Source organism: Burkholderia sp. Bp9140, from assembly GCF_003853425.1.
Taxonomy (GTDB): domain Bacteria; phylum Pseudomonadota; class Gammaproteobacteria; order Burkholderiales; family Burkholderiaceae; genus Burkholderia.
In genome coordinates, this window is the sequence record NZ_QTPQ01000029.1 from 15,549 (window position 1) to 39,183 (window position 23,635).

Sequence of the window (23,635 nt, forward strand, 5' to 3'; positions counted from 1 at the left end):
GCGCAAGCAGCTGCATCGCGCTTCGCTGCCCGCGCTGCAGGCGGCCTGCGCCGCCCGCATCCCGCGCTTACGACGCCTTCACGAGCTTGACGATCGTCAGCGTGCCGTTGACGTTCTCGACGCGCACCTTCACCTTGTCGCCCGCATGAACCTCGGCGAGCATGGCCGCGTCCTTCGCCTTGAACGCCATCGTCATCGACGGCATCCCGACGTTCTCGAGCGCGCCGTGCTTCAGCGTGATCCTGCCGCTGGCGGCATCGACCTTCTTCACTTCGGCATCGGTCAGCGCCGTGTTCGACTCGGCCGCGCCGCCCGACGACATCTTCATGCCGGACATGTCCATGCCCGACATGTCGCCCGCGGCAAACGCGGGTACGGCGAACGCGCCGGTTGCGAGAACGGCTGCGGCAGTGGCGATCAGTTGATTCATCTTCATGGGGATTCTCCAGTTGGGGTGGACGGCACGTTCATGCCGTGAGGAACTGCATCGGAATGCCGCTGACGGCTCGCGCTTCGCGCACGACGGCGCTGCAGCAGAAGCCACGCGGCGGGAATGACGAACATCGACAGCAGCGGCGCGGTGACCATCCCGCCGACCATCGGCGCGGCGATGCGCTGCATCACTTCGGAGCCGGCGCCGTGACCGATCATGATCGGCACGAGGCCGGCCAGCACGACGGCGACCGTCATCGCCTTCGGCCGCACGCGCAGCACCGCGCCTTCGCGAATCGCGTCGAGCAGCATCGCATCGGTCAGCGGCGCACCGGCGTCGAGGCGGCGCTGCAGCGCGCCCTTCAGGTACAGCAGCATCACCACGCCGAACTCGGCGGCCACGCCCGCCAGCGCGATGAAGCCCACCGACGTCGCGACCGACACCGCGTGGCCCAACGCCCAGACGAGCCAGAAGCCGCCGACCAGCGCGAACGGCACCGTCGACATCAGCAGCAGCGCATCGGCCGCCGAGCCGAACGTGACGAACAGCAGCACGAAGATCACGACGAGCGTGACCGGCACCACGGTGCGCAGCGTCGCCGCCGCGCGTTCGAGATACTCGAACTGCCCCGACCACGCGATCGAATAGCCGGGCGGCAACGCGACCTGTTGCGCGACCGCCTGCTGCATCGCGCGAACCGCCGTGCGCAGATCGGTGCCGCGCATGTCGACGTACACGTAGCCGGACAGCCGCGCGTTCTCGCTGCGGATCATCGGCGGCCCGTCGGCGATCGCGAGGCGCGCGACGTCGCCGAGGCGGATCTGCGCGCCGCGCGCGGTGACGACCGGCAGTTGCCGCAGGTTCTCGAGCGAATCGCGGATCTCGCGCGGATAGCGGATGTTGATCGGAAAGCGCTCGCGCCCCGCGATCACTTCGCCGACATCCTCGCCACCCACCGCCGACGACACGACCGACTGGATGTCGGCCACCGACAGCCCGTAGCGCGCGGCCGCGAGGCGGTCGATGTCGACGTCGATGTAGCGGCCGCCGTTCAGCCGTTCCGCGAGCGCGGACGTGACGCCCGGCACGTGCTTCACCGCCGCCTCGACCTGCGTCGCGATCGCGTCGATCCCCGTCAGGTCCGGCCCGGAGATCTTCACGCCGACCGGCGTCTTGATGCCGGTGGACAACATGTCGAGCCGGTTGCGGATCGGCGGCACCCACACGTTCGACAGGCCCGGCACCTTCACCGTGCGATCGAGCTCGTCGACGAGCTTCTCCGGCGTCATCCCCGGCCGCCACGCGCTGCGCGGCTTGAAGCGGATCGTCGTTTCGAACATCTCGAGCGGCGCGGGATCGGTCGCCGTATCCGCGCGCCCCGACTTGCCGAACACGGTGTCGACCTCGGGCACGGTCTTGATCAGGCGGTCGGTCTGCTGCAGCAGTTCGCTCGCCTTGTCGGCCGAGATGCCCGGCAGCGCGGTCGGCATGTACAGCAGGTCGCCTTCGTCGAGCGGCGGCATGAACTCGCCGCCGAGCCGCGACAACGGCACGGCCGTCAGCAACAGCGCGACGAGCGCGACGCCGATCGCGAACCACGGGCGCCGCAGCGTCGCTTCGAGCAGCGGCCGGTACAGGCGGATCAGCACGCGGTTGATCGGGTTCGCGTGCTCGGGCGGAATGCGGCCGCGCACGAGATAGCCCATCAGCACGGGCACCAGCGTCACCGACAGCCCGGCCGCGGCGGCGATCGTGTAGGTCTTCGTGAACGCGAGCGGCGCGAACAGCTTGCCCTCCTGCCCTTCCAGCGAAAACACCGGAATGAACGACAGCGTGATGATCAGAAGCGAGAAGAACAGCGCCGGCCCGACCTCCGCGGCCGACGTCGCGACGAGCTCCCAGCGGCGCGCGGCCGTGATCGGCTCGCCGGGATGCGCGTGGCCGTAGGCCTCCAGATGCTTGTGCGCGTTCTCGATCATCACGATCGCCGCGTCGATCATCGCGCCGATCGCGATCGCGATGCCGCCCAGCGACATCAGGTTCGCGTTCACGCCCTGATAGCGCATCACGATGAAGGCAGCCAGCACGCCGAGCGGCAGCGACAGGATCGCGACGAACGCGCTGCGCAGGTGGAACAGGAACACCGCGCAGACGATCCCGACGATCACGAATTCCTCGATCAGCTTGTCCCTGAGGTTGTCCACCGCGCGCTCGATCAATTGCGAGCGGTCGTAGGTCGTGACGATGTCGACGCCGGGCGGCAGCGAGCGCTTCAGGCTGGCGAGCTTCGCCTTCACCGCGTCGATCGTCGTCAGCGCGTTCTTGCCCGAACGCATCACGATGACACCGCCCGTCACCTCGCCCTGCCCGTTCAGCTCCGCGATGCCGCGCCGCATCGCCGGGCCGACCTGGATGCGCGCGACGTCGCCGAGCAGCACCGGCGTGCCCGCGTCGTCGGTGCGCAGCACGACGTGCCGGAAGTCGTCGAGCGTGCGCAGGTAGCCGGACGAACGCACCATGTACTCCGACTCGGCCAGCTCGACGACCGAGCCGCCCGACGCCTGGTTCGCCTTGCCGAGCGCGTCCGCGACCGCCGCCTGCGTGATGCCGTACGCGCGCAGCTTGTCCGGATCGAGCACGACCTGGTACTGGCGCACCATCCCGCCGATGCTCGCGACTTCCGACACGTCCGGCACCGCCTTCAGCTCGAACTTCAGGAACCAGTCGTTGAGCGCGCGCAGCTGCCCGAGGTCGTGGCCGCCGGTGCGGTCGACAAGCGCGTACTCGTACACCCAGCCGACCCCGGTCGCATCCGGCCCGAGCGACACGGTCGCGCCGGCGGGCAGGCGGCTCTGCACCTGGCTCAGGTATTCGAGCACGCGCGAACGCGCCCAGTACGGGTCGGTATGGTCGTCGAACAGCACGTAGACGAACGCATCGCCGAACGACGAGTACGCGCGGACGGTTTTCGCGCCCGGCACGCCGAGCAGCGTCGTCGTCAGCGGATAGGTCACCTGGTCCTCGACGATCTGCGGCGCCTTGCCCGGATACGACGCCTTGACGATCACCTGCGTGTCCGACAGGTCAGGCAACGCATCGAGCGGCGTCTGCCGCAGCGAATGGACGCCCCACGCCGCGATCAGCACGGTGGCGAGCAGCACCAGGAAGCGGTTGTGGACGGACCAGCGAATGATGCGCGCGATCATCGTTCGCCTCCCTGCGGTTCGACCTTCGTCAGCCGATAGCCGTCGTCGCCCTGCGTGAACGCGAAGCGCACCGTCTGGCCCGGCTTCACGTCCGGGAACGCGGTGGCCGACGGCTTGCCGAACGTCATCGTCATCGCGCCCCAGCCGAGTGCGGGTACGGGCTGATGCGAGAACGTGATGTCGTCGGCCGTGACGTTCTCGACCTTGCCGGTGGTCTCATAGCTCGGCGCCGCCGCTTTCGGTGCGGACGCGGCCACCGCCCCGCTCGCGCCGGCGCTGCTGTCCAGCCGCGGCAGCACGGACTTGAGGCTCGCTTCGGAATCGATCAGGAACTGCCCCGATGCGACGACCGTATCGCCTTCGCTCAACCCGCCGAGCACTTCCGTATCGCCGCCGACGTCGTTGCCCACCGTCACCGTCACCGGCTGAAGGCCGCCGTCGCCGCGCTTCACGATGACGATCGTGCGCTTGCCGGTCGCGATCACCGCCTCCGACGGCACGAGCAGGCGCGGCACCGCCTTCGGCCCGGCGACACGCACGCGCATCAGCATGCCGGGCGTCAGCCGCAGCGACGCGTTGTCGATCTCCAGCCGCGCCTGCAGCGTGCGGCTGCTCGTGCTGATGCCCGGCAGGATCTCGCGGATGCGCCCCGTGAAGTGCCGCGACGGATCGCCCGCGAACGTCGCGTCCACCGGCATCCCCGGCTGCACGTTCAACGCCAGTGCCTCGGGAATCTCGACGATCAGCCACAGCGTCGACAGCCCCGAGATCCTGGCCAGCGTCTGCCCCGGCGCGACCATCGCGCCGTCGCGCACGTTCAGCTCGCTGACCACACCGGTTTCCGGCGCGCTCAGCACGACGTGCGTTTGCACGCGGCCGGTGCGATCGAGGCTCGCGACCATGCCGTCCGGAATCGACAGCGCGCGCATGCGGGCACGCGATGCCTCCAGCAGACTGCCATCCATCCCGCCGCGCTTCAGCGCGAGATATTCCTCCTGTGGCGCGAGCCAGTCCGGCACGTACAGCGACGCGATCGGCGCGCCCTTGTCGATGCGCTGCATCGGTGCCCGCGCGTACAGGCGATCAATGTAGCCCGTCACGCGCGACTGCACGACATCCGTGCGCGCTTCATCGAATTGCGTGGTGCCGACCGCATCGAATCCGCCGGCCGCTTCCTGGCGCCGGACGGTCGCGTAGCGGACGCCGAGGTTCTGCTGCAGGCCGGGATCGATCCGGATGCCTGACGTGCCGCCGCCTTCGTCCGCATAGACCGGTTGCAACTGCATGTCCATGAAGGGCGACTTGCCCGGCTTGTCGAAGTGCTGGTTCGGCACCATCGGGTCGTGCCAGTACAGCACCTTGCGTCCGGTCGTCGGGTCGGGCTTGCCGGGCGACGCCGCGGCGGCTTCCGGCGCGACGCTTGCCGCATGGCGTGCGCCCGCGACATAACCCGCGCCGAGCAGCGCCACGGCGGCGAACGCCAGCAGCGCGGCACGGGCCAGTGTTTGCTTCGTCATGTCGTTCTCCTTCATTGCGCGGCGGCCAGCGTCGCCGGCACGACCTGATATTCGAGCTGCGCCCAGGTCTGCGAGACCTCGCGCCGGAGATCGAGCACCTGCAACTGCGCATCGAGTTGCGCGCGGCGCGCGGCGAACGTGTCCGCGAGCGAGCCCGTGCCGGCGCGGTAGGCGGCGTTCGCCAACTGCACGCGCTGGTCGGCGGCGGGCAGCAGCGCGTCGCCCAGGTTCGCGATGCGCGCGCGGCCGCTCGCGAGCGTCGAGGACTGCATGCGGATATCGGCCTGCACCTGGCGCAGCGTGTCCTCGTACATCAGGCGCGCTTTCGTCGCGAGCGCGGCCTTCTCGGCGACGTCGCGGTTCTGCCGGTTCTTGCGGTTGAGCGGCAACGGAATCGTGACGCCGACGGAAACCATGTTCGAATACGCGCCGCCGCGCTGCTGGTACGCGACTTCCCACGTCCAGTTGGGGCTGCGCTCGCTGTTCGCCACCGCGGTATCGGCTTCGGCGACCGCGATGTCATCCGCCGCGGTGATGAGCGCCGGTTGCGACAGCCGCAATTCATCCGGCGGCAACGACGACACGAACGATTCCGGCGTGGGCGGCGTTCCCGTGACGTCCTCGACGGGCACGGCGGTCCAGCGCGACAACGCGATGCGCGCCGTCTGGTAGACCTGTTGCGCCTTCAGCAGCTGATCGTGCGTCTGCGCAAGCATGGCCCGCGCCTGGACGACGTCGCCCGCGCTCGCCTTCGCGCCGCGATACGACGCCTGGGTCGCTTCGAGTTCGTGATTCATGTGATCGAGCAGCGCCTGCTGGAGCGCGAGCGCCTGCTTCGCGTAGACGGCGTTCAGCCACGCCGTCGCGGTCTGCTGGCGCACGCTGGCGAGCTGCGCGAGGTAGCCGGCGCGTTCGCGTCCGACCTGCTCGTTCGCGAGCGCCGAGCGCAGGCGCCGCTTGTCGCCGGACACCCATTCCTGCTCGATGCCGATGCGGCGCATCGTCATGAAGTCCTGGCCGATGGTGAAGCGCTGGCCGCCGTTGACGGGCAGGTTGTCGATGCCGGCCTTGAGCATCGGGTCCGGCAACTGGCCGGCTTTCACGGCCGCCTCCGAACTGGCGCGCACCGACGCCTGCGCGGCCTGCATCGACGCGGAATGATCGGTGGCGGACTGCAGCGCGGCGTCCAGCGTGAATGACGGTTGCTGCGCGCGCACCGCGCCCGCAACCAGCAGCGCCGCCCAAAGCACGGGCGCGCGCCGGCGCGCACGCCGCGCGGGCGGCGTGCCGAAATGGAATGACATGGTTTAACCCCAAGGCGGAACCCCATAGGGATTCCACGTCCTGATACAGGACGAACCTCGCCGCGGAGGCGGCGAACCTATCGGATCGGGATCAGTTGAAGCGTGGCGGGCGCCACAACCCGTTCGGGTCGCGGACCGGGACGGACTGCGCGTAGTGGAAGGCGACGGTGCTGGCGAATGCGGCGGGACGGCTGATGCCGGTGCGGCCGGCCGGGTGATAGAGACTGCCGAACTGACACTGGGCCGTCACCTTGCAGGCCATGCCCTTCGCCTTGGCCTTGGCCTTCGTGGTGTCGGTGGGCGATGCCTTCATCGAATCGCAGCCGCTCATGTCGGCGGACATGCTCATGCCCGCGTCCGCTTCCATCGACATCGTGTGCTGCATCGGACATTCACCGGTCAGGCCGCTGGCTGCCAGCCCGCTGATGGGCAGCACCGCGCAAAGCAGCAGCAGGATGAAGGTCCGAAGCCATTTCATGGCGGCGATTATAGCGCGACAGATTGCGGTGTGGCGGGGCGATATGTACGGATTCGTACCGTCTCCGGAGCTGTCCGCACGCGCTAACGGATCAGGCCGTCCGCAGCCAGCACCTGCTGCACGGCCGGCCGCGCCCGAACCCGCTCGTACCACGCACGCAGGTTCGCATGCCGGCTCAGGTCGATGTCCGCGTTGTACACCGAGCGCATCCATTCGGCCTTGCCCCAGCCCGTGAGCGCGAACAAGTACGCATCGGCGATCGTGAACGTGTCGCCCGTCAAATACGTATTGCCGTCGAGTTGCCAGTCGATCCACGCGAACCGGCTGTCGAGCTTCTGCCGTACCGGGTCGACGTATTTCCCCGCCTGCACCGCGTACAGCAGCGGAATGAAGCCCTTGTGAATCTCGGTGCCGAGGAAGTTCAGCCATTCCATCAGCCGGTAGCGGGAGAGCGTGCCGTACGCGGGCGCGAGCCCCGCTTCCGGACGCCGGTCTGCGAGATACTGCGCGATCACCGGCCCTTCGCGCAGCGTCGTGCCGTCGTCGAGTTCGAGCAGCGGCACGTAGCCCAGTTCGTTGACGTCGTAGTAGTCGCGGCCGTCGTCGATTCGATGCTTGCGCGCATCGACCGTGACGATCTGCGCATCGATGTCCGCTTCGCGAAGCACGATGCGGATTGCCTGCGAACAGCTGCCGGGAGCGTGATAGAGCTTCATGCGTTTCCTTGGTTGGTGGGTTCGACTCTCGATTCGCCGCGACGCGGGCGCTAATATCTCGCATCCGCGCAGCGCCGGGAAGACGGCAGACGTTTGTGCCGTAGTCACAAAAAAGTTACCGACCAGGATCAGCAGCATGAAAACGAGTGCGACAGGATGTTCCGTGGAAGAAGCGATGCGCCTGCTCGGCGGCCGCTGGCGGCTGCTGCTCGTGTCGTATCTGCTCGACGGGCCGAAGCGCTTCAGCGACCTGCGCCGCGACATGCCGGGCATCTCGCAGCGGATGCTGACGCTCGATCTGCGCGCGCTCGAGGACGCCGGCTTCGTGCGGCGCACCGTGTATCCGGAAGTGCCGGTGCGCGTCGAATACGATCTGACCGCGGACGGCGACCGGCTCCGGCCCGTCGTGGAGGTCATGCGCGAATTCGGGCTGTGGCTGAAGGCGCGCGATGCGCATTGCGAGGTCGAAGCGGAAACCGCGCCGGCCCGATAACCCCACATCGAGAGAAACATCATGGAACTACACGCTACCGTCGGCGCGGCCACGTCCGATATCGACGACGACGAAAGCTGCGCGAACATCTATTGCCACGACGCGGAGCGGAACTATTGCTTCTCGCTGCTGCGCTTTCCGGAGGAAACGACGATCGAGGTGATGGTGCTCGATCAGCTCACCGCGCACGTGAAGGATCTGACGGTGCGTCTCACGGGCGACACGCTCGACGTCGAGCTCGATGAACGCACCGCCGCGAGGCTCGACGGCAATACGCATTACGTGATCCATCTCGTGCCCGGCGAACACGATCCCGTCGCGCTGCGCGCCGCGCTGAAGGAAATCTTCGATGGCAAGGACGGGTATCGCGACGAGAGCGCAGGCGCGTAGGCCGGCTGGGTGATCGCGTTCATGACGATCGCGTTCTTCGGCAACGGCTTCGCATCGATCACGTGGTCGCTCGTGTCGGGCCTCGCGCCCGCCCGGCTGCTCGGCCTCACGGGCGGCGTGTTCAACCTGATCGGCAACCTGGCCGCGATCGCGACGCCGATCGTGATCGGGTTGCTCGTCGACGGCGCGGACTTCTCGCGCGCGATCACCTACATCGCCGCGATGGCGCTCGCGGGCAGCCTGTCGTACGGGCTGCTGGTCGGCAAGGTCGAACGCATCGACGCGTGAGCGACGTCGCGCTATGCGGCCAGCGCGACCGTCTTGAGGTTGAACGCACGCAGCAGGTCCTCGCAGAACGCGCCGACGATCGGCTTGTCGCTCGCGCTGCGCTTCATCGCGAGATGCAGCGGCACGTCGAAGCTGAATGTCGCGCGGCCGACGGCCTTCACGAGCCCGCGCTGCTCGAACGGCTCCGCGTAATGCGCGGGCAGGTAGCCGAGATGGCCGCCCGACAGGATCAGGATCGTCGCGGCCTCGATGCTGTCCGCGCTCGCGGTCACGCGCCGCTCCGGCAGCGGATGCTGCTCCTCCGGCACCGGATAGGTGCGCCACACCCAGTCGTGCGCCTGCAGGTCGTCGGCCGACACCGGCCGCGCCGCATGAAACAGCGGATGCCCGCGGCCGCAGTAGATCACCTGCGCCTCGGTAAACAGCGGCGTGTAGTCGAGCCCCGGCACGCGATGCCAGAAATAGCCGATCGCGAGATCGAGCTGGTTGTTGACGAGGCTTTCCTCCAGCTCCTGCGGCGATGCGACCTTCATCGCGAACGTGACGGCCTGGTCGCGCTTGCGGAATGCGCCGATCGCGTCGGCGAGGCGCGCGTTCTCGACGAGCGGCGCCTGGCCGATCAGGCCGATCGACAGCGTACCGACCAGCTTGCGGTCGATGTCACGCACGCGCGCGACGAACTCGGACGTCGCCGCGACGAGCGTGCGCGCGGTGGCCGCGAAGCGTTCGCCCTTCGACGTCAGGCGAAAGCCGCCGCGGCCGCGATCGCACAGCTTGAAGCCGACGCGCGCCTCCAGCGCGGAGAGCTGCGTGCTGATCGTCGATTGCCGCACGCCGAGCGAGGCCTCGGCGGCCGTGATGCCGCGTGCGTCGACGACGGCCAGAAAGACCCGGATGAGCCGGAGATCGAGATCGGTGGTATTCGAGAACATGCTGAAGCCGCTGCGCGTGCGCGCGTTGTCCGGCCGGCACGACACCGGCCGCCTTCACCGATGTACCCGACCCGGTGTGCGCCGCCATCGGCAACGGCGCACACCCTACCCGTCATTCACGAACGCCGCCGCGTCGCCTACATCGGGAAGCCCATCGCCTTGATCCCGTTGATCCACGCGCGCTTCCAGCCGCCTTCGGCATCCGCGCCGTCGAACGCATGGAACGTGATCTTCGCGGCGACCCAGCGCATCGGCTCGGGCGGGATATAGCCCGGGCTCTGGTTCGCGATGTCGAGCGTGCGCTCCGGGCTGTCGCGATCGAACAGGAGGTTCAGCCCCATGAACGCGCCGAACCGGCTCGCCGCGACGCCGAAGCCCGTGTAGCCGGCGACGAACACGGCCTTGTCGCCGAGATAGCGCTTCGCGAACACCGAGCCGCGCGAGCAGTAGTCGATCGGGCCGCCCCACGCGTGCGAGAAGCGCACGTCGCCCAGTTGCGGGAACGTCCGGTAGAACGCTTCCGCGAGCCGGTAATAGGTTTCGCGCCGGCCGTCCTGATGCGGTTCGGGATCGCCGTCGAAGTGATAGCTCACCAGCCCGCCGAAGATGATGCTGTTGTGCTTCGTCAGCCGAAAATAGTTGAGCTGCGTGCGCGTGTCGTATACGCCCTGGCGATTCTTCCAGCCGATCCGCACGAGCTGTTCGTCGGTGAGCGGCTCGGTCGCGAGCACGTGGTCGCGCACCTGCATCACGCGGCGGTTGATGTCGGGAATGCCGACCTTCGCGGTGCCGCTGCCGAACACGACGCGCGGCGCGCGCACGCTGCCCTTCGGCGTCTTCACGACCACCGTGCCGCCTTCGTCGGTCACGGCCGTGAGCGGCGTGTGCTCGTACAGCTTCACGCCGAGCGACAGCGCCGCGCGCTTCAGCCCCCACGCGAGCTTCGCCGGATGCACGATGCCGCTGCGGTTGCGCGACCACAGCGCGCCCGCGAACAGCGGCGAGTTCAGTTGCTCGCGCGTTTCCTCGCGGTTCAGCAGCACGACGTCGTGACCGTATTCGCGATGCAGGTCGTAGTCACCCTTCAGGTGCGCGAGGTGCCCGGGGTCGACCGCCACCGTCATTTCGCCGTTCCACTCGATCTCGGCGTCGATGTCGTAGCGCTTCAGCGTTTCCTCGAAGCCGTCGAGGTTGTGATGGCCGAATGCCTCGAGCTGCGCGATGTCGTTCGGGAACACGCGCACCGCGTTCGGCAGCCCGTGCATCACCGACGTCGAGATGATCCCGCCCGCCCGACCCGATGCGCCGTGCGCGACCTTGCCGGCCTCGATCAGCACCACGTTCAGGTGCGGCATCTGTTCCTTCGCCTGCACGGCCGCCCACAGCCCGGTGAAGCCGCCGCCGACGATCAGCAGGTCGGCCGTCACGTCGCCGGCGAGTTCCGGCTCGGTGGCCGGTGCGGCCGGGTTGTCGAGCCAGTACGGGAACAGCTTCGTATTCGCGAGCGCCTGTTCGACGCTCAATGCCGCCGGCGTGCCACGCGGCGCGTGCGCCGGTGCGGCGTGTCCTGCTTCCTTGACTTCCATTTCCATGATCCCGGCCATGACACGTGAAAACGAAGCCGCCGCGGGGCGCGCGTCACCCTGGTGACGACGCCACGGCGGCGGCTCACATCACGACTTCTCGAGCAGCACGTAGAACTTCTTCGCGTCCTCGATCGTCTCCCAGCGGCCCGCGAAACCGGCCGGCAGCAGATAGCCCTGTCCCGGCGTGAATTCCCTGCGATTGCCTTCCACGTCGGTCAGCGCGATCCGGCCCTCGACAAGCCACACCGCTTCGTCCGCCGTGGTTTCGGGGAACGCCACCGAGCCGACCTTGCCTTCCCACCAGCCGACGAGGTAATTGCCGCTCTTGCCTTCGGCCGCGCGCCAGTCGGTTTCGTCCATCCCGAAGTCGAGCTTCGTGAATTCGCCCATGCCTGCGCCCAGCGGCAGGATGTCCTTGATCAGTTTGGTCATCTCAGTCTTTCGTCTCTCGATTGAAGAAGCAGAGACAACGTTACGCATTTACACTGCCCCGGTATGCCCCCCTTCGGGGGGGACAAAGCGCGTTTTCCGGCGCGCGCAAGATCGCGGGACGCCGTACCGTATTTCCCCCTAATGACGTTTTCGGCTTCGGACGCTAGAATCGCGCCGCCTTTCACCGGGGAACCGCATGCTGCACGACGTGAACCCCTTCCACCGCGACACCGACCGCTTCAACGTGTCGTTCAAGGCGCTGGGCGAGCTGATCGAGACGGTCGGCACGCCGCACTTCGTGCCGCGTCTCACGCAACTGCTGAACGAAGTCGTGCCGCTCGACGTCGCGCACGTCGAGCGCTCGCGCGTCGACGGCACGATGCCCACCGGCTACCGCTGCGAATGGGTCGGCAGCAGCGGCATCGGCGCCGAGACCGCCGAAATCTCCGACGTGATGACGCTCTACTACGAGCGCTTTCTCGACAGCGACCCGCTGTTCGCGGGGCTGCGCGGCAAGACGGGCACGATGCTCGTCGTGCGCGACATCGCGGCGATCCCGCCCGGCGAGTTCCGCCAGCGGCTGTTCGACGACGTGCACATCGGCCACGAATGCGTGCTCGCGCGCGGCACCCGCTATGCGCAGCATTCGATCGCGCTGGAACGCGGCCGCGACCGCCCGCCGTTCACGCTCGCCGAGATGAACCGTTTTCGCAGCATCAGCGACATGCTGTTCCCGCTGCTCGAGCTGCACGCGTCGACCACCGCCGCGCGGCGCGTCGCGCACCCGACGCCCGACGTACATCCGCTCGCGCAGTTCGACGCGCGGATCGCGGCCGACGGCGTGAAGCTGTCGAAGCGCGAATACGAAACCTGCAAGCACCTGATCTCCGGCAAGACCGTGCCGGAGACCGCCGACATCCTCGGCGTGCGCGTCGCGTCGGCCGAGTCGTACGTGAAGCGCGCGTTCGCGAAGCTCGGCGTGCGCACGAAGCGCGAGCTCGCCGCATGGGGCTCGGCCGCGCCGGCGTTTCCTGCCGCCGCGGCACATGCAGACGACGATGCGCCGTCCGTGATCCCGGGCTGACTTGATCGGTCGCCGATCGCCCCCGCTTGCGGTTGCGCCGCGTCGATGCGGCGATGCCGCTCGCATCGAGACCCGTCGATGTAAACGTTGCGACTTCAAGATCTTCGCGCCCGCCTTCTCCTCTACCATCGGCCGATCGTTTTTCACCGGAAAGAGGAGACGGCCCCATGCACCGCGAACTGAACCAGCCGATGGGCGGTAACGAGATGCCGCGCTTTGGCGGCATCGCCACGATGATGCGCCTGCCGCAGGCCGACACGACCGACGGCCTCGACGTGTGCTTCGTCGGCGTGCCGCTCGACCTCGGCACGTCGAACCGCTCGGGTGCCCGCTTCGGGCCGCGCCAGATCCGCACCGAATCCGTGCTGCTGCGCCCGTACAACATGGCCACGCGCGCCGCACCGTTCGATTCGCTGCAGGTCGCCGACATCGGCGACGTCGCGACCAACCCTTACGACCTGAAGGATTCGGTGCGCCGTATCGAGCAAGCGTATGACGAGATCGTCGCGAACGGCTGCCGGCCGATCACGCTCGGCGGCGACCACACGATCGCATGGCCGATCCTGCGCGCGCTGCACAGGAAATACGGCAAGGTCGCCGTGGTGCACGTCGACGCGCACGCGGACGTGAACGACACGATGTTCGGCGAGAAGATCGCGCACGGCACGCCGTTCCGCCGCGCGGTGGAAGACGGCCTGCTGCAATGCGACAAGGTCACGCAGATCGGCCTGCGCGGCACCGGCTACCACGCGGACGATTTCGACTGGTGCCGCCAGCAGGGCTTCACCGTCGTGCAGGCGGAAGCATGCTGGAACCAGTCGCTCGCGCCGCTGATGGCACAGGTGCGCGAGCGTATCGGCGACGCGCCGGTGTATCTCAGCTTCGACATCGACGGCCTCGACCCGTCGTTCGCACCCGGCACCGGCACGCCGGAAATCGGCGGCCTGTCGGTGCAGCAAGGTCTCGAGATCATTCGCGGGATGAAGGGGCTGAACATCGTCGGCGCGGATCTCGTCGAAGTGTCGCCGCCGTACGATCCGACCGGCACCACCGCGCTCGTCGGCGCGAACCTCGCGTTCGAGATGCTCTGCGCGATGCCGGGCGTCGCCTGCCGCTGATCCGATCGACAGGAAAACCGTCATGTCCACCACTGAGCTTTCCCCTTCCGCCGCGACGCGCGTGCTGCCCGCTGCGCGCATCGCCGGCCAGCCCGTGTGCGCGCATTCCGATGAAGCCGGCGCGCCGATCTTCAATGCCGCGACCGGCGAGACGATCGGCTGGCAGGCATTCGCGAGCGCCGCTCACGTCGACGCCGCGGTCCGCGCCGCGCGCGACGCATTCGCCGGCTGGCGCGACACGCCGCCCGCCGAGCGCGGCCGCCTGCTCGCGAAGATCGCCGAACGCGTCGAAGCCAGCCGTGAGCGCCTCGCGGCGCTGCAGATGCAAGTAAGCGGCAAGCCGCCGTTCGAAGCCGATGCCGACGTCGACGACGTCGCGGCGACGTTCGCGTACTACGCGCGGCTGTGCGACGACCCGGCGCTGTTCGCGGCCGAGCCGGTCGCGCTGCCGAGCGACGCCGTCGCGGCCGAGCGCTTTTACGACGCGCTCGGCGTCGCCGCGCTGATCATGCCGTGGAATTTCCCGATGGTCACGACCGCGTGGAAGCTCGCGCCCGCGCTCGCGGCCGGCTGCACGGTCGTGCTCAAGCCGTCCGAACTGACGTCGCCGGCCGAGCACGCGCTGCTCGACCTGATCGCCGAAGCCGGCGTGCCGGACGGCGTCGTCAGCGTCGTGAACGGCGGCGCCGAGGTCGGCGCGGCGCTGGCCGCGCATCCGCTGATCGACAAGATCTCGTTTACCGGCAGCACGGCTGCCGGGCGCAAGGTCATGCAGGCCGCGGCCGAGGACATGAAGCGCGTGACGCTCGAACTCGGCGGCAAGTCGTCGCTGATCGTGCGCGACGACGCCGATCTCGACGCCGCGGTATCGCTCGCCGTCGCCGGCGCGTTCACGAACGCGGGCCAGATGTGCTCGGCCACCGCGCGCATCCTCGTGCACGACAGCCTTTACCGCGGCTTCATGGCCGCGTTCGAAACGGCCGTGCGCGCGCTTGTCGTCGCGCCGCCCGCCACCGAGCAGGTCGCGATGGGGCCGATGATCTCGGCCGCGCAGCGCTCGCGCGTCGAGGCGATGCTGGAGCAAGGCATCGCGGCCGGGGCGCGCATCGCGTTCAGCGGGCGCGTCGCCGAGGGCGGCGGCAGCGGCTTCTTCATGGCGCCCGTCGTGGTCGCGGAACCGGCCGCCGACAACCTGCTGTGGACCGACGAGGTATTCGGCCCGGTCGCGTGCGTGAAGTCGTTCCGCACCGACGACGAGGCGATCGCGCTCGCAAACGACACGCGCTATGGACTCGTCGCGACCGTCGTCACGCGCGATGCGCAAGCCGCAAGGCAGTTCCAGGCGCGCGTGCGTGCCGGGCTCGTGTGGATCAACACGCCGCAGCTGATCTACCCGCATGTGTGCTGGGGTGGCTTCGGGCTCAGCGGGATCGGCCGCGAACTCGGCGTGACGGGCCTGCGCAGCTATCAGGAGCTGCGCCACGCGATGCGCGCGATCGATTGACCAGGGCAGCCATCCAGGCCGTGGGCGACGCCGTGCCCAGTTGCGCGGCGTCGCCGTTTTTTGCGAGGATTCGCGCAATACCAGCGGAATGCAGGAAAGCCCGTCTGCGTTCCGCCCGAAACGGATGGCGATCGGACGGCGTCGCGCACGATCGACGCGGGCCGGCCCGGCCATCGCTCGCTTGGGTCTGTCGCCCCCGTTTGCTATACATGAAGGCGTTACCCGACGAGAGGTGCCTATGCCGCGCGTTATCCGCCCTGCAAGCGCCGACGAACTGCCGCGCGCCGAAGCGCTGGTCGTTCGCAGCATCAACGACCTGACCGTCCGCCACGGGTTCGGGGCGATCGCCACGTCGCGGCCGCCGGATTTCCAGGCTTTCTGCGTCCGGGACGATCCATGTGGGGCGTGGCTCGCCGAGGATGACGACGAGATCGTCGGCTTTGCCCTGAGCTGGGTATGCGACCGGCTCTGGTTCCTTGCCGAACTGTTCGTCGCTCCCGGCCGTCAGGGACAGGGTATCGGCGACGCATTGCTGGAGCGCACCATCCGGCATGCAAGCGCGGCCGGCGCGACCGAAAGGAGCCTGATCACCTTCGCATTCAACGTCGTGTCCCAGGGACTGTATGTGCGACACGGCCTGCTTCCGCGCGTGCCGATCCATTTGTGCAGCGCCGCGCGCGACGCACTGGCGCGTCATGCGCCCGGCCCCGCGCTGAGCACGACACCGATCCGGATGACCGGCGACGATCTCGACATGCTGCGGCGAATCGATCTCGCCACGCTGGGTGTTTCGCGCGAGAAGCATCACCGTTACCTGGTAGGCGATCCGACGATGCAACGCGTGTTCCTCGAAGACGGGGGCGAGCGGATCGGCTACGCGTACGTTGCCGCCACGGGCCACATCGGTCCGCTGGCGGTCATGCACGCACATGCGATGCCCGATGCATTCCGGGCGGCGCTGGCGCTGGCCGTCGCGGGCGACGCGACGCAGGTCTCCGCGTTCGTTCCCGGGACGAGCGATGCGCTGGCGATCGCGGCCAGCCGAGGCATGCGATTCACGCTTCCGATGGTGTCGATGTCCACGCACGATTGCAGCGACTGGACGCGTTATCTCCCGAGGAATCCGGGCTTCATGTGAGGCCGCGTCGCGCGGCGGCCGTGCGCGCCTGTCCGATCGGCGTTTCGTCGGCAACCAGGCGCGCAGCCTGCGCCGTCACTATCGATGCGCGGCCGCCTCGGCCGCGGTATCGTGATATTCGGCAAACGTCGCGATCTTCCCGCCATCGATCGTGAACAGGTGCACCCAGTCGTCCTCGTACGTGCGTCCGGTCGAATGGACATGCCAGCGCTGCGTGCCGAGCACGACGACCCGGTTGCCGCTGGCGATGAACTCGAGCTGCTCGAACCGCTCCGCGGTCTGCACCGACGCAAGCGCCGCGAAGAACGCCGCGACCTCCCGCGGCCCTTGTCTTCTGCCGACGAACGGAACGACGTCGGCCGGCCCGGGGATGAACCAGTCGACGTTTTCGGACAGCGTCTGCAGCACGCCGTCGATATCGGCCCTGCCGAACGCAGCGTATGCCTGCTGCACCAGTTGCACGTTGCTTTGCTCGCTCATCGCGCCCTCCCGTCATCGCCGATTCGCCGCGTTGCGGCGCGGAAATCGGGCCGCAGACAATTCAGCATAGTCGAACCGCGGGACGGCCACGCACCGGGTTCACGCGCAGTCGGGCGAGATGGATTTGGTATGAGCAATTCGCGGTGCCGCTATCCTGCCGCCACGATCACATGCGCCTGAATCTTGCCGGCCACCGGCCCGTCGCCATGGCGGGCGGCAATGGCCTCTGTCCCGCGATCCACCGCCAGTTCAAGCAAACCGGCATCGCGCGCGGCGATTTCATCGTGCAGCGGCGTTCCCATGCAACAGGCAGTCGCGGCATCTCGTGCCGACGCCGCGCGACTTGCCTTCTCGTCGTTGAAGGCCACGCCGGCACGCTTTCGACATGCGCGTCTCGCGGCGGCCGGCATGACGGCTGCCCATGCCGGCCCTGGACAGGCTTCATGCATGACAGGCGTTCGAACCGGAGAACGGCGCGGGCGACGGATGCATGCCGAAGATCGCGTTTTCCGACGCGGAAACACGCGACGGCAACGGGCCGATCAGCGACATCGCTCGAGATCCGCGAAACGCGTTCGCTGCCTCGTCGTTATATCCCATAGAATATATCGACATCTGTACCACCGGAGACACGCCATGCCCCGCACGCCGACGGACCGCGCCCCGCCGCGCACCGTACGCGCCAAGACGCCCACGTCGACACTGCCCCGCAAGATCAGCACGCTGCGGCCGGTGCCGAGCGACGGCCGCGCGCAGCAGGTCACGGACGTCGTCGATGCGTTCCGGCGCCTGCGCGGCAGCGTGATGCGCTTCATCCGGGTGTTCTCTGCCGCGACGGACGACACGCTGTCCGCACTGAGCCTGCGCGACCTGCTGGCGAGGCTCGCGCGCGACGCACGCGCCGCCCGCTTCACGCGGCTGTCCGACCTCGAACGCGCGATCGGGCTGGCACGCGGCCTCGAACGCACGCGCGACGACGTGTTCTCCGACGCATTCAGCAACGACCCGGCCGCGATGCGCGACGCGGTGGCCGCGCTGGAGCGCGTCGACGTGCTGCTGGTCGGGCTGTGCGTCGAACACGTGATCGAACGTCACACGCCCGCATCGCACCCGGAATCCGCCGCCCTCTGCTGAGCCGCGAACCGCGCATTTCCCCGGCATTTCGTGCGTTATATTCCGTGGTATATTTCGCCGGTCTTTCGCGCATCCGTCTCCGGTCCGTCAGGTCCGGATCGAGGTCCACATGCACGCTCCGCCCTTTCGCCTGGCCCGCACGGCGGGTCTGCCATCGTCCGGCGGCTCTTCACCCGCGGGCGAAGGGCGAACCGATGCCTGCTGCGCGCCGTCCCGTGCGCAGCAAGTCGAGCTGAAGCGTCGTGCGCGCCTGTCCGAGCTCGATTCGAACCTGCACTGCTCGATCATCGGCACCTGCCTGACCACGCACGAACTGCGCAAGCTCGTGCCGAAATTCTCGGATCTCGACCGCCAGCGCGCGACCGACCTGGAAATCCACCACGCGGCCGTCGAGCTCGCGATCAAGGGCGCGGCCGGCGGCAAGGCACTGCACAAGGCGCTCGACGAACGCTATGCGGGTGCCATACGCGCATTCGACAAGGCGAAGGACGCCGATGCGCTCCTCGCGCTGTGGCGGGACGCGCTGAAAAGCGGCGACATCCCGCCCGCGTACTGGGCGCTGATGACGCATCCGTGCACGACGATGGGCGTGCGCCAGGCCGCGTTCGGCGACCTGCACATGCTGTCGCACCTCGTCGGCGCGGCGAATCGTGCGGATATTCGCCGGCTGGTCGCGCTCGAGGAAGAGAATGCGGCGCTGCACGCGAAGATCGAGCGGCAGCAGGCGCGCCTGCACGAGATGAGCATGGCGCGCGATGCCGCGCTGAAGGAGCGCGACGCGTGCATTGCCCGCCGGAACGTGCAGCCGATGCGTGCCGAAAGCGGGTTGCACGACGAAGTGCGCGAACTGCGCGAGGCGCTGGCCGCGCGCGACGAACGCGTTGCGCTGCACACGAGCCGCCGCGAGGCGGCGGAACAGCGGATCGCCGCCGAACAGGCGAGCGCCCGCGCGATGCGCGCACGGCTCGACGACCTGATGGCGATGGTGAGGACGCTGCGCGCCGAGGCGAGCGCGATCGAACAGGCGGTGCAGGCGTCGACCGGCGATCCGGCCGCGCCCGTGGCAGCGTCACTGTCGATGCTGCAGCGCAAGCGCATCGTCTACGTCGGCGGCCGGCCCGGGTCGAACCGCGCGATCCGGCGGATCGTCGAGACGGCGGGCGGCGAACTGACGCTGCACGACGGCGGGATCGAAGATCGCAAGGGCCTGCTGGCCGCCGCGCTGCCGGGCGCGCACATGGTGGTGTTCCCGGTCGACTGCGTCGACCACGATTCGGTGAACCTGCTCAAGCGCATGTGCGAACGCCACCAGATCGCTTACTACCCGCTGCGAACCGCGAGCGTCGCCAGTTTCGTCAAGCTGATCGGGCGGCTCGATGCGCATGCGCACGAGGTCATGCCGCCGGATGCGCAGACGGGCGAAGCGTCGCGCTTCTGCCTGCGGCATGGCTAGCCACGTCAAACAACGCAGGCTTCAGCGGCGCACCATCCTGGTCAGCGCGGCGATCTCGCCCGCGCAGGCCGCGTAAGCGCGCGCCTCGATCTCGCGATAGAGCCGGATGATCTCCTCGCCGACCGGCGTGAGCACGCTGCCGCCGCCGCTCTGGCCGCCGTGTTCGGAAACCGTCGCGGGCGACTTCAGCGACCGGTTCAGCTCGTCCATCAGCAGCCACGCGCGCCGGTACGACATCTCGAGGCTGCGCGCCGCCGCCGAGATCGACCCGTGCTCGCGCACGGCCTCGAGCAGCGCGACCTTGCCCGGCCCGAGCGCGATCGTGCCGGCCTGCTGGATGCGCATTCTGAACCGCACCTCTGGCTTGGGGTGTGCCGAAGTCTTCATCTTGTCTGCCGATGGAACGATGCGGGCAAGCATACACGATGGATCGCGCGGCGAGCCGCCGGCGGCCTGCGCGGCACCCGCTCAGACCTCGAGCACCCGCGCGACGATCCCCGCCAGCCGCTTCACGTGACGCGGCGCGGGCAGCACGTCCGCGCCGGAGAACAGCAGCGGCGCGCCGTCGTCGATCGACAGCGGTGCGTCACCGCATGCGTATGCGACGATCACATGCTCGCCGACGGGCGTGTTGAACAGTTCATGCCACGAGAACGTGACCGCGTAGCCGTCGTGCGCATACGCGATGAACACCATCCGCTTGAAGTCGCCCGGCATGTCGTTGCGCAGCCCGGCGGCCTCGATCAGGTCCTTCAGCCGCGCGCCGCGATACGGCTGAACCGAGCGGATGAAGCGGTTCGTCGTGAAGCAGCGCAGGTCGAACGGCCCGGCGCTCACGCACGCGTGGCGGCGCAGGTCGTCGAGCGTCAGGGTCATCGGCCGCTCGAAGGCGCCAGCCAGCGCGATCGAACCCGCTGTCTCATGATGCGCCGACGGCGCTGTCGTGCCTGTCATCTCCATCGCCCGCCTCCGTTGTATCGGTCGATATATTACGCCGGGAAACGTCCACAAGACAGAGTGCAGACCGCATGCGCCGGATCACGGCACCGGATCACGCCCGGTGCGACGCCTCGCGTCAGGACAGCACGATGTTCCGGATGACCTCTTCGCCGACGGCTTCCCGGTGCGTCGAATTCAAGATGGTGCTCCCGTGCTGGTGAATGTGTGTCGGTGCGGTCGATCATCGTTTCGATATGCACCGCCGAATATATCGCGTTCCGTGCCGGCGCGTTGCGCGGTTGCATGGCGCTTCGAGGTGCAACAGCGCTCCGGCGAATGAGCGGCATCGCCGCGATCCGCGATCCCGCACCGCCGGCCCAGGCTCGGCCGGTTCTGCGCCGATATCCCGCATAATCGGGCGTTGAACGGCGCCGCGGGGGAAGCATTGTGCGAGCGCAGCGATTCAAGAGAGGAACGGGCGCGATCCGGCTCGCCGCGGGCGGCGGGCGCTCGTCCGGGGGAATACCAGGCCATCCCGCTGAAGACAGGATACCGACACATGGACCGAGCCGAGCACATCAGCATCGAACAGGCGGTCGATCTGCCCGCCGACGAACTGAACGGATGCGACTTTTCGTTCGAGATCGCGTGGGAGCTGAATGCGCCGTACCAGGATCTGCTCGATTTGCGCGCGCTGCCCGTGCGGCGCAAGGACTACGGCTTCGACCCGGCCGGCTGGGCGCGCGAAGCGTCCGGCGGCACCGCGCTGTTCCGCGCGACCGCGGGCGGGCGTCTCGCGGGCTTCGTCGCGATCACCGAAAGCTGGAACGGAATGGCCGAGATCGCGGAACTCGCGGTCGATCGCGCTTGCCGGCGGCAAGGGATCGGCCAGTTCCTGCTGGCGGCCGCGGAAGCGTGGGCACGCAGCCGCGGATTCGGCTTCATGCGGCTGGAAACGCAGGCGAACAATGTCGCGGCCTGCTGCACGTACGCCCGCGCGGGCTTCGTCGTGGGCGGCCACGACCGCTTCCTGTACGCCGACGGCGCGAACGACGGCGAAGTCGCCCTCTTCTGGTACAAGGATCTGCGAGACGGGCAGACCGCGAAGAGCCGGACGGTCGATCCGGAATCGATGCGGCCGCTGCCCTGACCCGCGACAGCCTGCCGCCTCGACGCCGGCCTTGCTGCTGCGTTACTTCCGCGTCGCGACGATGAACAGCCGCGGGAACGGCAGCAGCACGGTGCCGTCCTCGAACACCGGATAACCATCCGGACCGGCGAGCGCATCGCGATAGCGCGCGACGAACGCGTCGCGTTCGCTGTCGTCCAGTGCCGCGAGGAACGGCCGCAGCGCGCTGCCCTTGAACCATTCGACGACCGCATCGACGCCGCCGCTCAACGGATGGTAGTACGTCGTGCGCCAGACATCGACCCGCGAACACGACGGCGACAGCAGCGCATGGTAGTACCGCGCGTCGAACCGCTCGGTGCGCGCCGCGCTCTTCAGCTTGTCCGCCCACGGCCCGGCCGCGGCGACTTCGCGCATCAGCCGGTGGGCGGGTTCGTCGAGGTTGTCGGGCATCTGCACCGCGAGATGGCCGCGCGGCGCGAGCCGGCCGACGAGTGACGGGAACAGCGTATCGTGCGCGGGCACCCACTGCAGCACCGCGTTCGACAGGATCAGGTCATAGCCGCCCGGATCGTCCCAGGTGGAAACATCCGCGAGATCGAAACGCAGCGCGGGCAGGCGCTTGCGCGCGGCCGCGATCATGTCCGGCGACGCGTCGATGCCGCGGACCGTCGCGTCCGGTGCGCGCGCGATCAGCGCCTCGGTCGAATTGCCGGGCCCGCAGCCGATGTCGATCGCGGTATGGATCGGCGTATCGGGCACCGCGGCCAGCAGGTCGCGGACGGGCCGCGTGCGTTCGTCTTCGAATCGCGCGTACTGTTTCGCGTATTGATCGAGTGGGGTCGTCACGGTATGCCTCCTGGTCAAGCGCAAGGCCGCACAGTTGTCACCCGCGGCGCAGGCGCTGTACGACATGATCGTCGAGCGCGCGACGCCGGGGCGGTGACGGCAGGCAAGGTGCTCAAAGCGTCTTGACCATGAACACGCGTGCCGTCCCTTCGGGCTCGCACGGCACTTCGCCGAATGCCTCGTAGCCGTGCTTCCGGTAAAAGTCCGGCGCCTGGAACGTAATCGTGTACAGCACCGCGCGGGCGCAGCCGCGCCGCTTCGCCTCCGCTTCGGCCTCGCGCAGCAGCCTGCTGCCGAAGCCGCCGCCACGCAGCGGTTCCGGCAGGTAGAAGAGATCGATGAAGAACAGGCCGAGCGACGTCCGGCCGGTGAGGCCGCCCAATACCTCGCCGGTCGCGGGATCGGTCACGTAGACGTCGAGCGCCGCCGTATCGGCGCGGCCCGTCATCGCGTGGTTGAATTCGCCGAGCTTGCGGCTGATGAAGTCGCGGGCGGCCGGCTGTTCGGTGTCGGTCAGCCGAAGAGCAACGGTGGGATGCGCGGTCATGAATTGAAGGCGTGCGTGAACGGGCCGCCGGACATGTGGAGCGTCTGCAGCGGGCGTCGCACGACTATAGCGCGTCCGGCTGAATACTGGCGGGCGGAATCAATGGTCGGGCGTGGCACAAGCCACGCCGACCGGATTCCTCGACGGGCATACAGACGCAGGCCGGCTCCGAACCCCGGCCACGCATGCGACACAATCTGCCCATCGGACGTCCGATAAACGAATCGACCGGAACGCCTGCGTGACGTTGAATCGACGCGAAACGATCCCGCGTCAGTTGTACCCAAGAATCGCCACCGCCGCGACATCCGGCCGATCGATCGTGCTGCCGACGAGCGACGTCATCGGCTCCTGCAGCACGGCCTGATACGACGTCACGTGCGCCTCTTCCGGCGCGCCGGCTTGATCCCACACCGGTTCGTCGAATGCATCGAGGCCAGTGAAAAACCCGGGTTGCGTTTGCGTAAAAGTCATCTCCACTCCTT

The 23,635-nt window shown here is 68.3% G+C and carries 25 protein-coding genes and 1 pseudogene; 10 read left to right on the forward strand and 16 right to left on the reverse strand.

The features are described from left to right. Positions 1-67: 67 nt before the first annotated feature. From DIE21_RS23355 to gstA, 6 genes are all read right to left on the reverse strand, one after another. Complete coding sequence (locus tag DIE21_RS23355) at positions 68-436, reverse strand: copper-binding protein (protein ID WP_124499941.1); 369 nt, start codon at positions 434-436, stop codon at positions 68-70. Beyond that, complete coding sequence (locus tag DIE21_RS23360) at positions 433-3,639, reverse strand: efflux RND transporter permease subunit (RefSeq protein ID WP_124499942.1); 3,207 nt, start codon at positions 3,637-3,639, stop codon at positions 433-435. Before DIE21_RS23360 ends, DIE21_RS23355 begins: the two co-directional genes overlap by 4 nt. Next, positions 3,636-5,156: an efflux RND transporter periplasmic adaptor subunit gene (locus tag DIE21_RS23365; RefSeq protein ID WP_124499943.1), complete on the reverse strand. Its 1,521-nt coding sequence runs from the start codon at positions 5,154-5,156 to the stop codon at positions 3,636-3,638. The genes DIE21_RS23360 and DIE21_RS23365 overlap by 4 nt, the downstream gene beginning before the upstream one ends. A gap of 11 nt (positions 5,157-5,167) precedes the next feature. Further along, a complete protein-coding gene (locus tag DIE21_RS23370) occupies positions 5,168-6,460 on the reverse strand; it encodes a TolC family protein (RefSeq protein ID WP_124499944.1) in 1,293 nt (430 codons plus the stop codon). Between the two features lie 91 nt (positions 6,461-6,551). Next, entirely contained in the window at positions 6,552-6,938 is a 387-nt protein-coding gene (locus DIE21_RS23375; RefSeq protein ID WP_124499945.1) for a hypothetical protein, read from the reverse strand. Between the two features lie 83 nt (positions 6,939-7,021). Further along, positions 7,022-7,654 (reverse strand): glutathione transferase GstA, encoded by a 633-nt coding sequence (gene gstA / locus DIE21_RS23380; RefSeq protein ID WP_124499946.1) that lies wholly within the window; start codon positions 7,652-7,654, stop codon positions 7,022-7,024. A 136-nt stretch (positions 7,655-7,790) separates the two neighbouring features. Here gstA and DIE21_RS23385 point away from each other — a divergent pair, with 136 nt between their 5' ends. The 3 genes and pseudogenes from DIE21_RS23385 to DIE21_RS23395 all read left to right on the forward strand — a co-directional run. Further along, positions 7,791-8,147, forward strand: coding sequence for a helix-turn-helix domain-containing protein (locus DIE21_RS23385; protein WP_124499947.1), 357 nt, complete (start codon positions 7,791-7,793; stop codon positions 8,145-8,147). A 21-nt stretch (positions 8,148-8,168) separates the two neighbouring features. Then, positions 8,169-8,537, forward strand: coding sequence for a hypothetical protein (locus DIE21_RS23390; RefSeq protein WP_124499948.1), 369 nt, complete (start codon positions 8,169-8,171; stop codon positions 8,535-8,537). Positions 8,538-8,540: 3 nt separating this feature from the next. Then, positions 8,541-8,825 (forward strand): annotated as a pseudogene (locus DIE21_RS23395) (MFS transporter); the annotation flags it as partial. Positions 8,826-8,836: 11 nt separating this feature from the next. On the opposite strand, the gene DIE21_RS23400 reads toward DIE21_RS23395, so the two are convergent. From DIE21_RS23400 to DIE21_RS23410, 3 genes are all read right to left on the reverse strand, one after another. Beyond that, a complete protein-coding gene (locus tag DIE21_RS23400; protein ID WP_124499949.1) occupies positions 8,837-9,757 on the reverse strand; it encodes a LysR family transcriptional regulator in 921 nt (306 codons plus the stop codon). 137 nt (positions 9,758-9,894) lie between these two features. Beyond that, positions 9,895-11,349 carry an FAD-binding oxidoreductase gene (locus DIE21_RS23405; protein ID WP_124499950.1) on the reverse strand — a complete coding sequence of 485 codons (1,455 nt, stop codon included), beginning with the start codon at positions 11,347-11,349 and terminating at the stop codon, positions 9,895-9,897. A gap of 81 nt (positions 11,350-11,430) precedes the next feature. Continuing rightward, positions 11,431-11,775: a cupin domain-containing protein gene (locus DIE21_RS23410; RefSeq protein ID WP_124499951.1), complete on the reverse strand. Its 345-nt coding sequence runs from the start codon at positions 11,773-11,775 to the stop codon at positions 11,431-11,433. A gap of 196 nt (positions 11,776-11,971) precedes the next feature. Here DIE21_RS23410 and DIE21_RS23415 point away from each other — a divergent pair, with 196 nt between their 5' ends. The 4 genes from DIE21_RS23415 to DIE21_RS23430 all read left to right on the forward strand — a co-directional run bounded on the left by DIE21_RS23415 (position 11,972) and on the right by DIE21_RS23430 (position 16,619). Then, positions 11,972-12,859 (forward strand): helix-turn-helix transcriptional regulator, encoded by an 888-nt coding sequence (locus DIE21_RS23415; RefSeq protein ID WP_124499952.1) that lies wholly within the window; start codon positions 11,972-11,974, stop codon positions 12,857-12,859. A 167-nt stretch (positions 12,860-13,026) separates the two neighbouring features. Then, positions 13,027-13,977 carry an agmatinase gene (speB, locus tag DIE21_RS23420; protein ID WP_124499953.1) on the forward strand — a complete coding sequence of 317 codons (951 nt, stop codon included), beginning with the start codon at positions 13,027-13,029 and terminating at the stop codon, positions 13,975-13,977. A gap of 22 nt (positions 13,978-13,999) precedes the next feature. Further along, a complete protein-coding gene (locus tag DIE21_RS23425) occupies positions 14,000-15,481 on the forward strand; it encodes an aldehyde dehydrogenase family protein (RefSeq protein ID WP_124499954.1) in 1,482 nt (493 codons plus the stop codon). Between the two features lie 40 nt (positions 15,482-15,521). Next, positions 15,522-16,619: a GNAT family N-acetyltransferase gene (locus DIE21_RS23430; RefSeq protein WP_260432546.1), complete on the forward strand. Its 1,098-nt coding sequence runs from the start codon at positions 15,522-15,524 to the stop codon at positions 16,617-16,619. A gap of 78 nt (positions 16,620-16,697) precedes the next feature. On the opposite strand, the gene DIE21_RS23435 is transcribed toward DIE21_RS23430, so the two are convergent. Together DIE21_RS23435 and DIE21_RS23440 are read right to left on the reverse strand one after the other, a co-directional pair. Then, positions 16,698-17,099 carry a nuclear transport factor 2 family protein gene (locus DIE21_RS23435; protein ID WP_124499955.1) on the reverse strand — a complete coding sequence of 134 codons (402 nt, stop codon included), beginning with the start codon at positions 17,097-17,099 and terminating at the stop codon, positions 16,698-16,700. Positions 17,100-17,248: 149 nt separating this feature from the next. Next, on the reverse strand, positions 17,249-17,467 hold the full coding sequence (locus DIE21_RS23440; protein ID WP_311767463.1) for a hypothetical protein: 219 nt from the start codon (positions 17,465-17,467) through the stop codon (positions 17,249-17,251). Between the two features lie 268 nt (positions 17,468-17,735). Between DIE21_RS23440 and DIE21_RS23445 the strand changes: the two genes are divergently transcribed. Together DIE21_RS23445 and DIE21_RS23450 are read left to right on the forward strand one after the other, a co-directional pair. Further along, the gene (locus DIE21_RS23445; protein WP_185642830.1) at positions 17,736-18,233 is read left to right on the forward strand and encodes a hypothetical protein; all 498 of its coding nucleotides are present in this window, start codon (positions 17,736-17,738) and stop codon (positions 18,231-18,233) included. 109 nt (positions 18,234-18,342) lie between these two features. Continuing rightward, a complete protein-coding gene (locus DIE21_RS23450) occupies positions 18,343-19,686 on the forward strand; it encodes a DUF2325 domain-containing protein (protein ID WP_124499956.1) in 1,344 nt (447 codons plus the stop codon). A gap of 21 nt (positions 19,687-19,707) precedes the next feature. On the opposite strand, the gene DIE21_RS23455 is transcribed toward DIE21_RS23450, so the two are convergent. Beyond that, positions 19,708-20,031 carry a winged helix-turn-helix domain-containing protein gene (locus DIE21_RS23455; RefSeq protein WP_124500020.1) on the reverse strand — a complete coding sequence of 108 codons (324 nt, stop codon included), beginning with the start codon at positions 20,029-20,031 and terminating at the stop codon, positions 19,708-19,710. 123 nt (positions 20,032-20,154) lie between these two features. Continuing rightward, positions 20,155-20,646 carry a molybdopterin-dependent oxidoreductase gene (locus DIE21_RS23460; protein ID WP_124499957.1) on the reverse strand — a complete coding sequence of 164 codons (492 nt, stop codon included), beginning with the start codon at positions 20,644-20,646 and terminating at the stop codon, positions 20,155-20,157. A gap of 538 nt (positions 20,647-21,184) precedes the next feature. Between DIE21_RS23460 and DIE21_RS23465 the strand changes: the two genes are divergently transcribed. After that, positions 21,185-21,775, forward strand: a complete 591-nt coding sequence (locus tag DIE21_RS23465) for a GNAT family N-acetyltransferase (protein ID WP_124499958.1) — start codon at positions 21,185-21,187, stop codon at positions 21,773-21,775. 42 nt (positions 21,776-21,817) lie between these two features. Here DIE21_RS23465 and tam read toward each other — a convergent pair whose 3' ends face one another. The 3 genes from tam to DIE21_RS23480 form a co-directional block, all read right to left on the reverse strand. After that, complete coding sequence (tam, locus tag DIE21_RS23470) at positions 21,818-22,603, reverse strand: trans-aconitate 2-methyltransferase (RefSeq protein ID WP_124499959.1); 786 nt, start codon at positions 22,601-22,603, stop codon at positions 21,818-21,820. 112 nt (positions 22,604-22,715) lie between these two features. Beyond that, positions 22,716-23,150, reverse strand: coding sequence for a GNAT family N-acetyltransferase (locus tag DIE21_RS23475; protein WP_124499960.1), 435 nt, complete (start codon positions 23,148-23,150; stop codon positions 22,716-22,718). Between the two features lie 273 nt (positions 23,151-23,423). Then, entirely contained in the window at positions 23,424-23,624 is a 201-nt protein-coding gene (locus tag DIE21_RS23480; protein WP_124499961.1) for a hypothetical protein, read from the reverse strand. Positions 23,625-23,635: the final 11 nt, after the last annotated feature.

Coding starts and splice junctions, on each gene's coding strand:
- DIE21_RS23475 (WP_124499960.1), bottom strand. CDS start 23,150: ATGACCGCGCATCCCACCGTTGCTCTTCGGCTGACCGACACCGAACAG.
- DIE21_RS23365 (WP_124499943.1), bottom strand. CDS start 5,156: ATGACGAAGCAAACACTGGCCCGTGCCGCGCTGCTGGCGTTCGCCGCC.
- DIE21_RS23445 (WP_185642830.1), top strand. CDS start 17,736: ATGCCCCGCACGCCGACGGACCGCGCCCCGCCGCGCACCGTACGCGCC.
- DIE21_RS23425 (WP_124499954.1), top strand. CDS start 14,000: ATGTCCACCACTGAGCTTTCCCCTTCCGCCGCGACGCGCGTGCTGCCC.
- speB (WP_124499953.1), top strand. CDS start 13,027: ATGCACCGCGAACTGAACCAGCCGATGGGCGGTAACGAGATGCCGCGC.
- DIE21_RS23450 (WP_124499956.1), top strand. CDS start 18,343: ATGCACGCTCCGCCCTTTCGCCTGGCCCGCACGGCGGGTCTGCCATCG.
- DIE21_RS23385 (WP_124499947.1), top strand. CDS start 7,791: ATGAAAACGAGTGCGACAGGATGTTCCGTGGAAGAAGCGATGCGCCTG.
- DIE21_RS23435 (WP_124499955.1), bottom strand. CDS start 17,099: ATGAGCGAGCAAAGCAACGTGCAACTGGTGCAGCAGGCATACGCTGCG.
- DIE21_RS23370 (WP_124499944.1), bottom strand. CDS start 6,460: ATGTCATTCCATTTCGGCACGCCGCCCGCGCGGCGTGCGCGCCGGCGC.
- DIE21_RS23410 (WP_124499951.1), bottom strand. CDS start 11,775: ATGACCAAACTGATCAAGGACATCCTGCCGCTGGGCGCAGGCATGGGC.
- DIE21_RS23355 (WP_124499941.1), bottom strand. CDS start 436: ATGAAGATGAATCAACTGATCGCCACTGCCGCAGCCGTTCTCGCAACC.
- DIE21_RS23405 (WP_124499950.1), bottom strand. CDS start 11,349: ATGGAAATGGAAGTCAAGGAAGCAGGACACGCCGCACCGGCGCACGCG.
- DIE21_RS23400 (WP_124499949.1), bottom strand. CDS start 9,757: ATGTTCTCGAATACCACCGATCTCGATCTCCGGCTCATCCGGGTCTTT.
- DIE21_RS23390 (WP_124499948.1), top strand. CDS start 8,169: ATGGAACTACACGCTACCGTCGGCGCGGCCACGTCCGATATCGACGAC.
- DIE21_RS23360 (WP_124499942.1), bottom strand. CDS start 3,639: ATGATCGCGCGCATCATTCGCTGGTCCGTCCACAACCGCTTCCTGGTG.
- DIE21_RS23415 (WP_124499952.1), top strand. CDS start 11,972: ATGCTGCACGACGTGAACCCCTTCCACCGCGACACCGACCGCTTCAAC.
- DIE21_RS23465 (WP_124499958.1), top strand. CDS start 21,185: ATGGACCGAGCCGAGCACATCAGCATCGAACAGGCGGTCGATCTGCCC.
- DIE21_RS23375 (WP_124499945.1), bottom strand. CDS start 6,938: ATGAAATGGCTTCGGACCTTCATCCTGCTGCTGCTTTGCGCGGTGCTG.
- DIE21_RS23480 (WP_124499961.1), bottom strand. CDS start 23,624: ATGACTTTTACGCAAACGCAACCCGGGTTTTTCACTGGCCTCGATGCA.
- DIE21_RS23455 (WP_124500020.1), bottom strand. CDS start 20,031: ATGCGCATCCAGCAGGCCGGCACGATCGCGCTCGGGCCGGGCAAGGTC.
- gstA (WP_124499946.1), bottom strand. CDS start 7,654: ATGAAGCTCTATCACGCTCCCGGCAGCTGTTCGCAGGCAATCCGCATC.
- DIE21_RS23460 (WP_124499957.1), bottom strand. CDS start 20,646: ATGGAGATGACAGGCACGACAGCGCCGTCGGCGCATCATGAGACAGCG.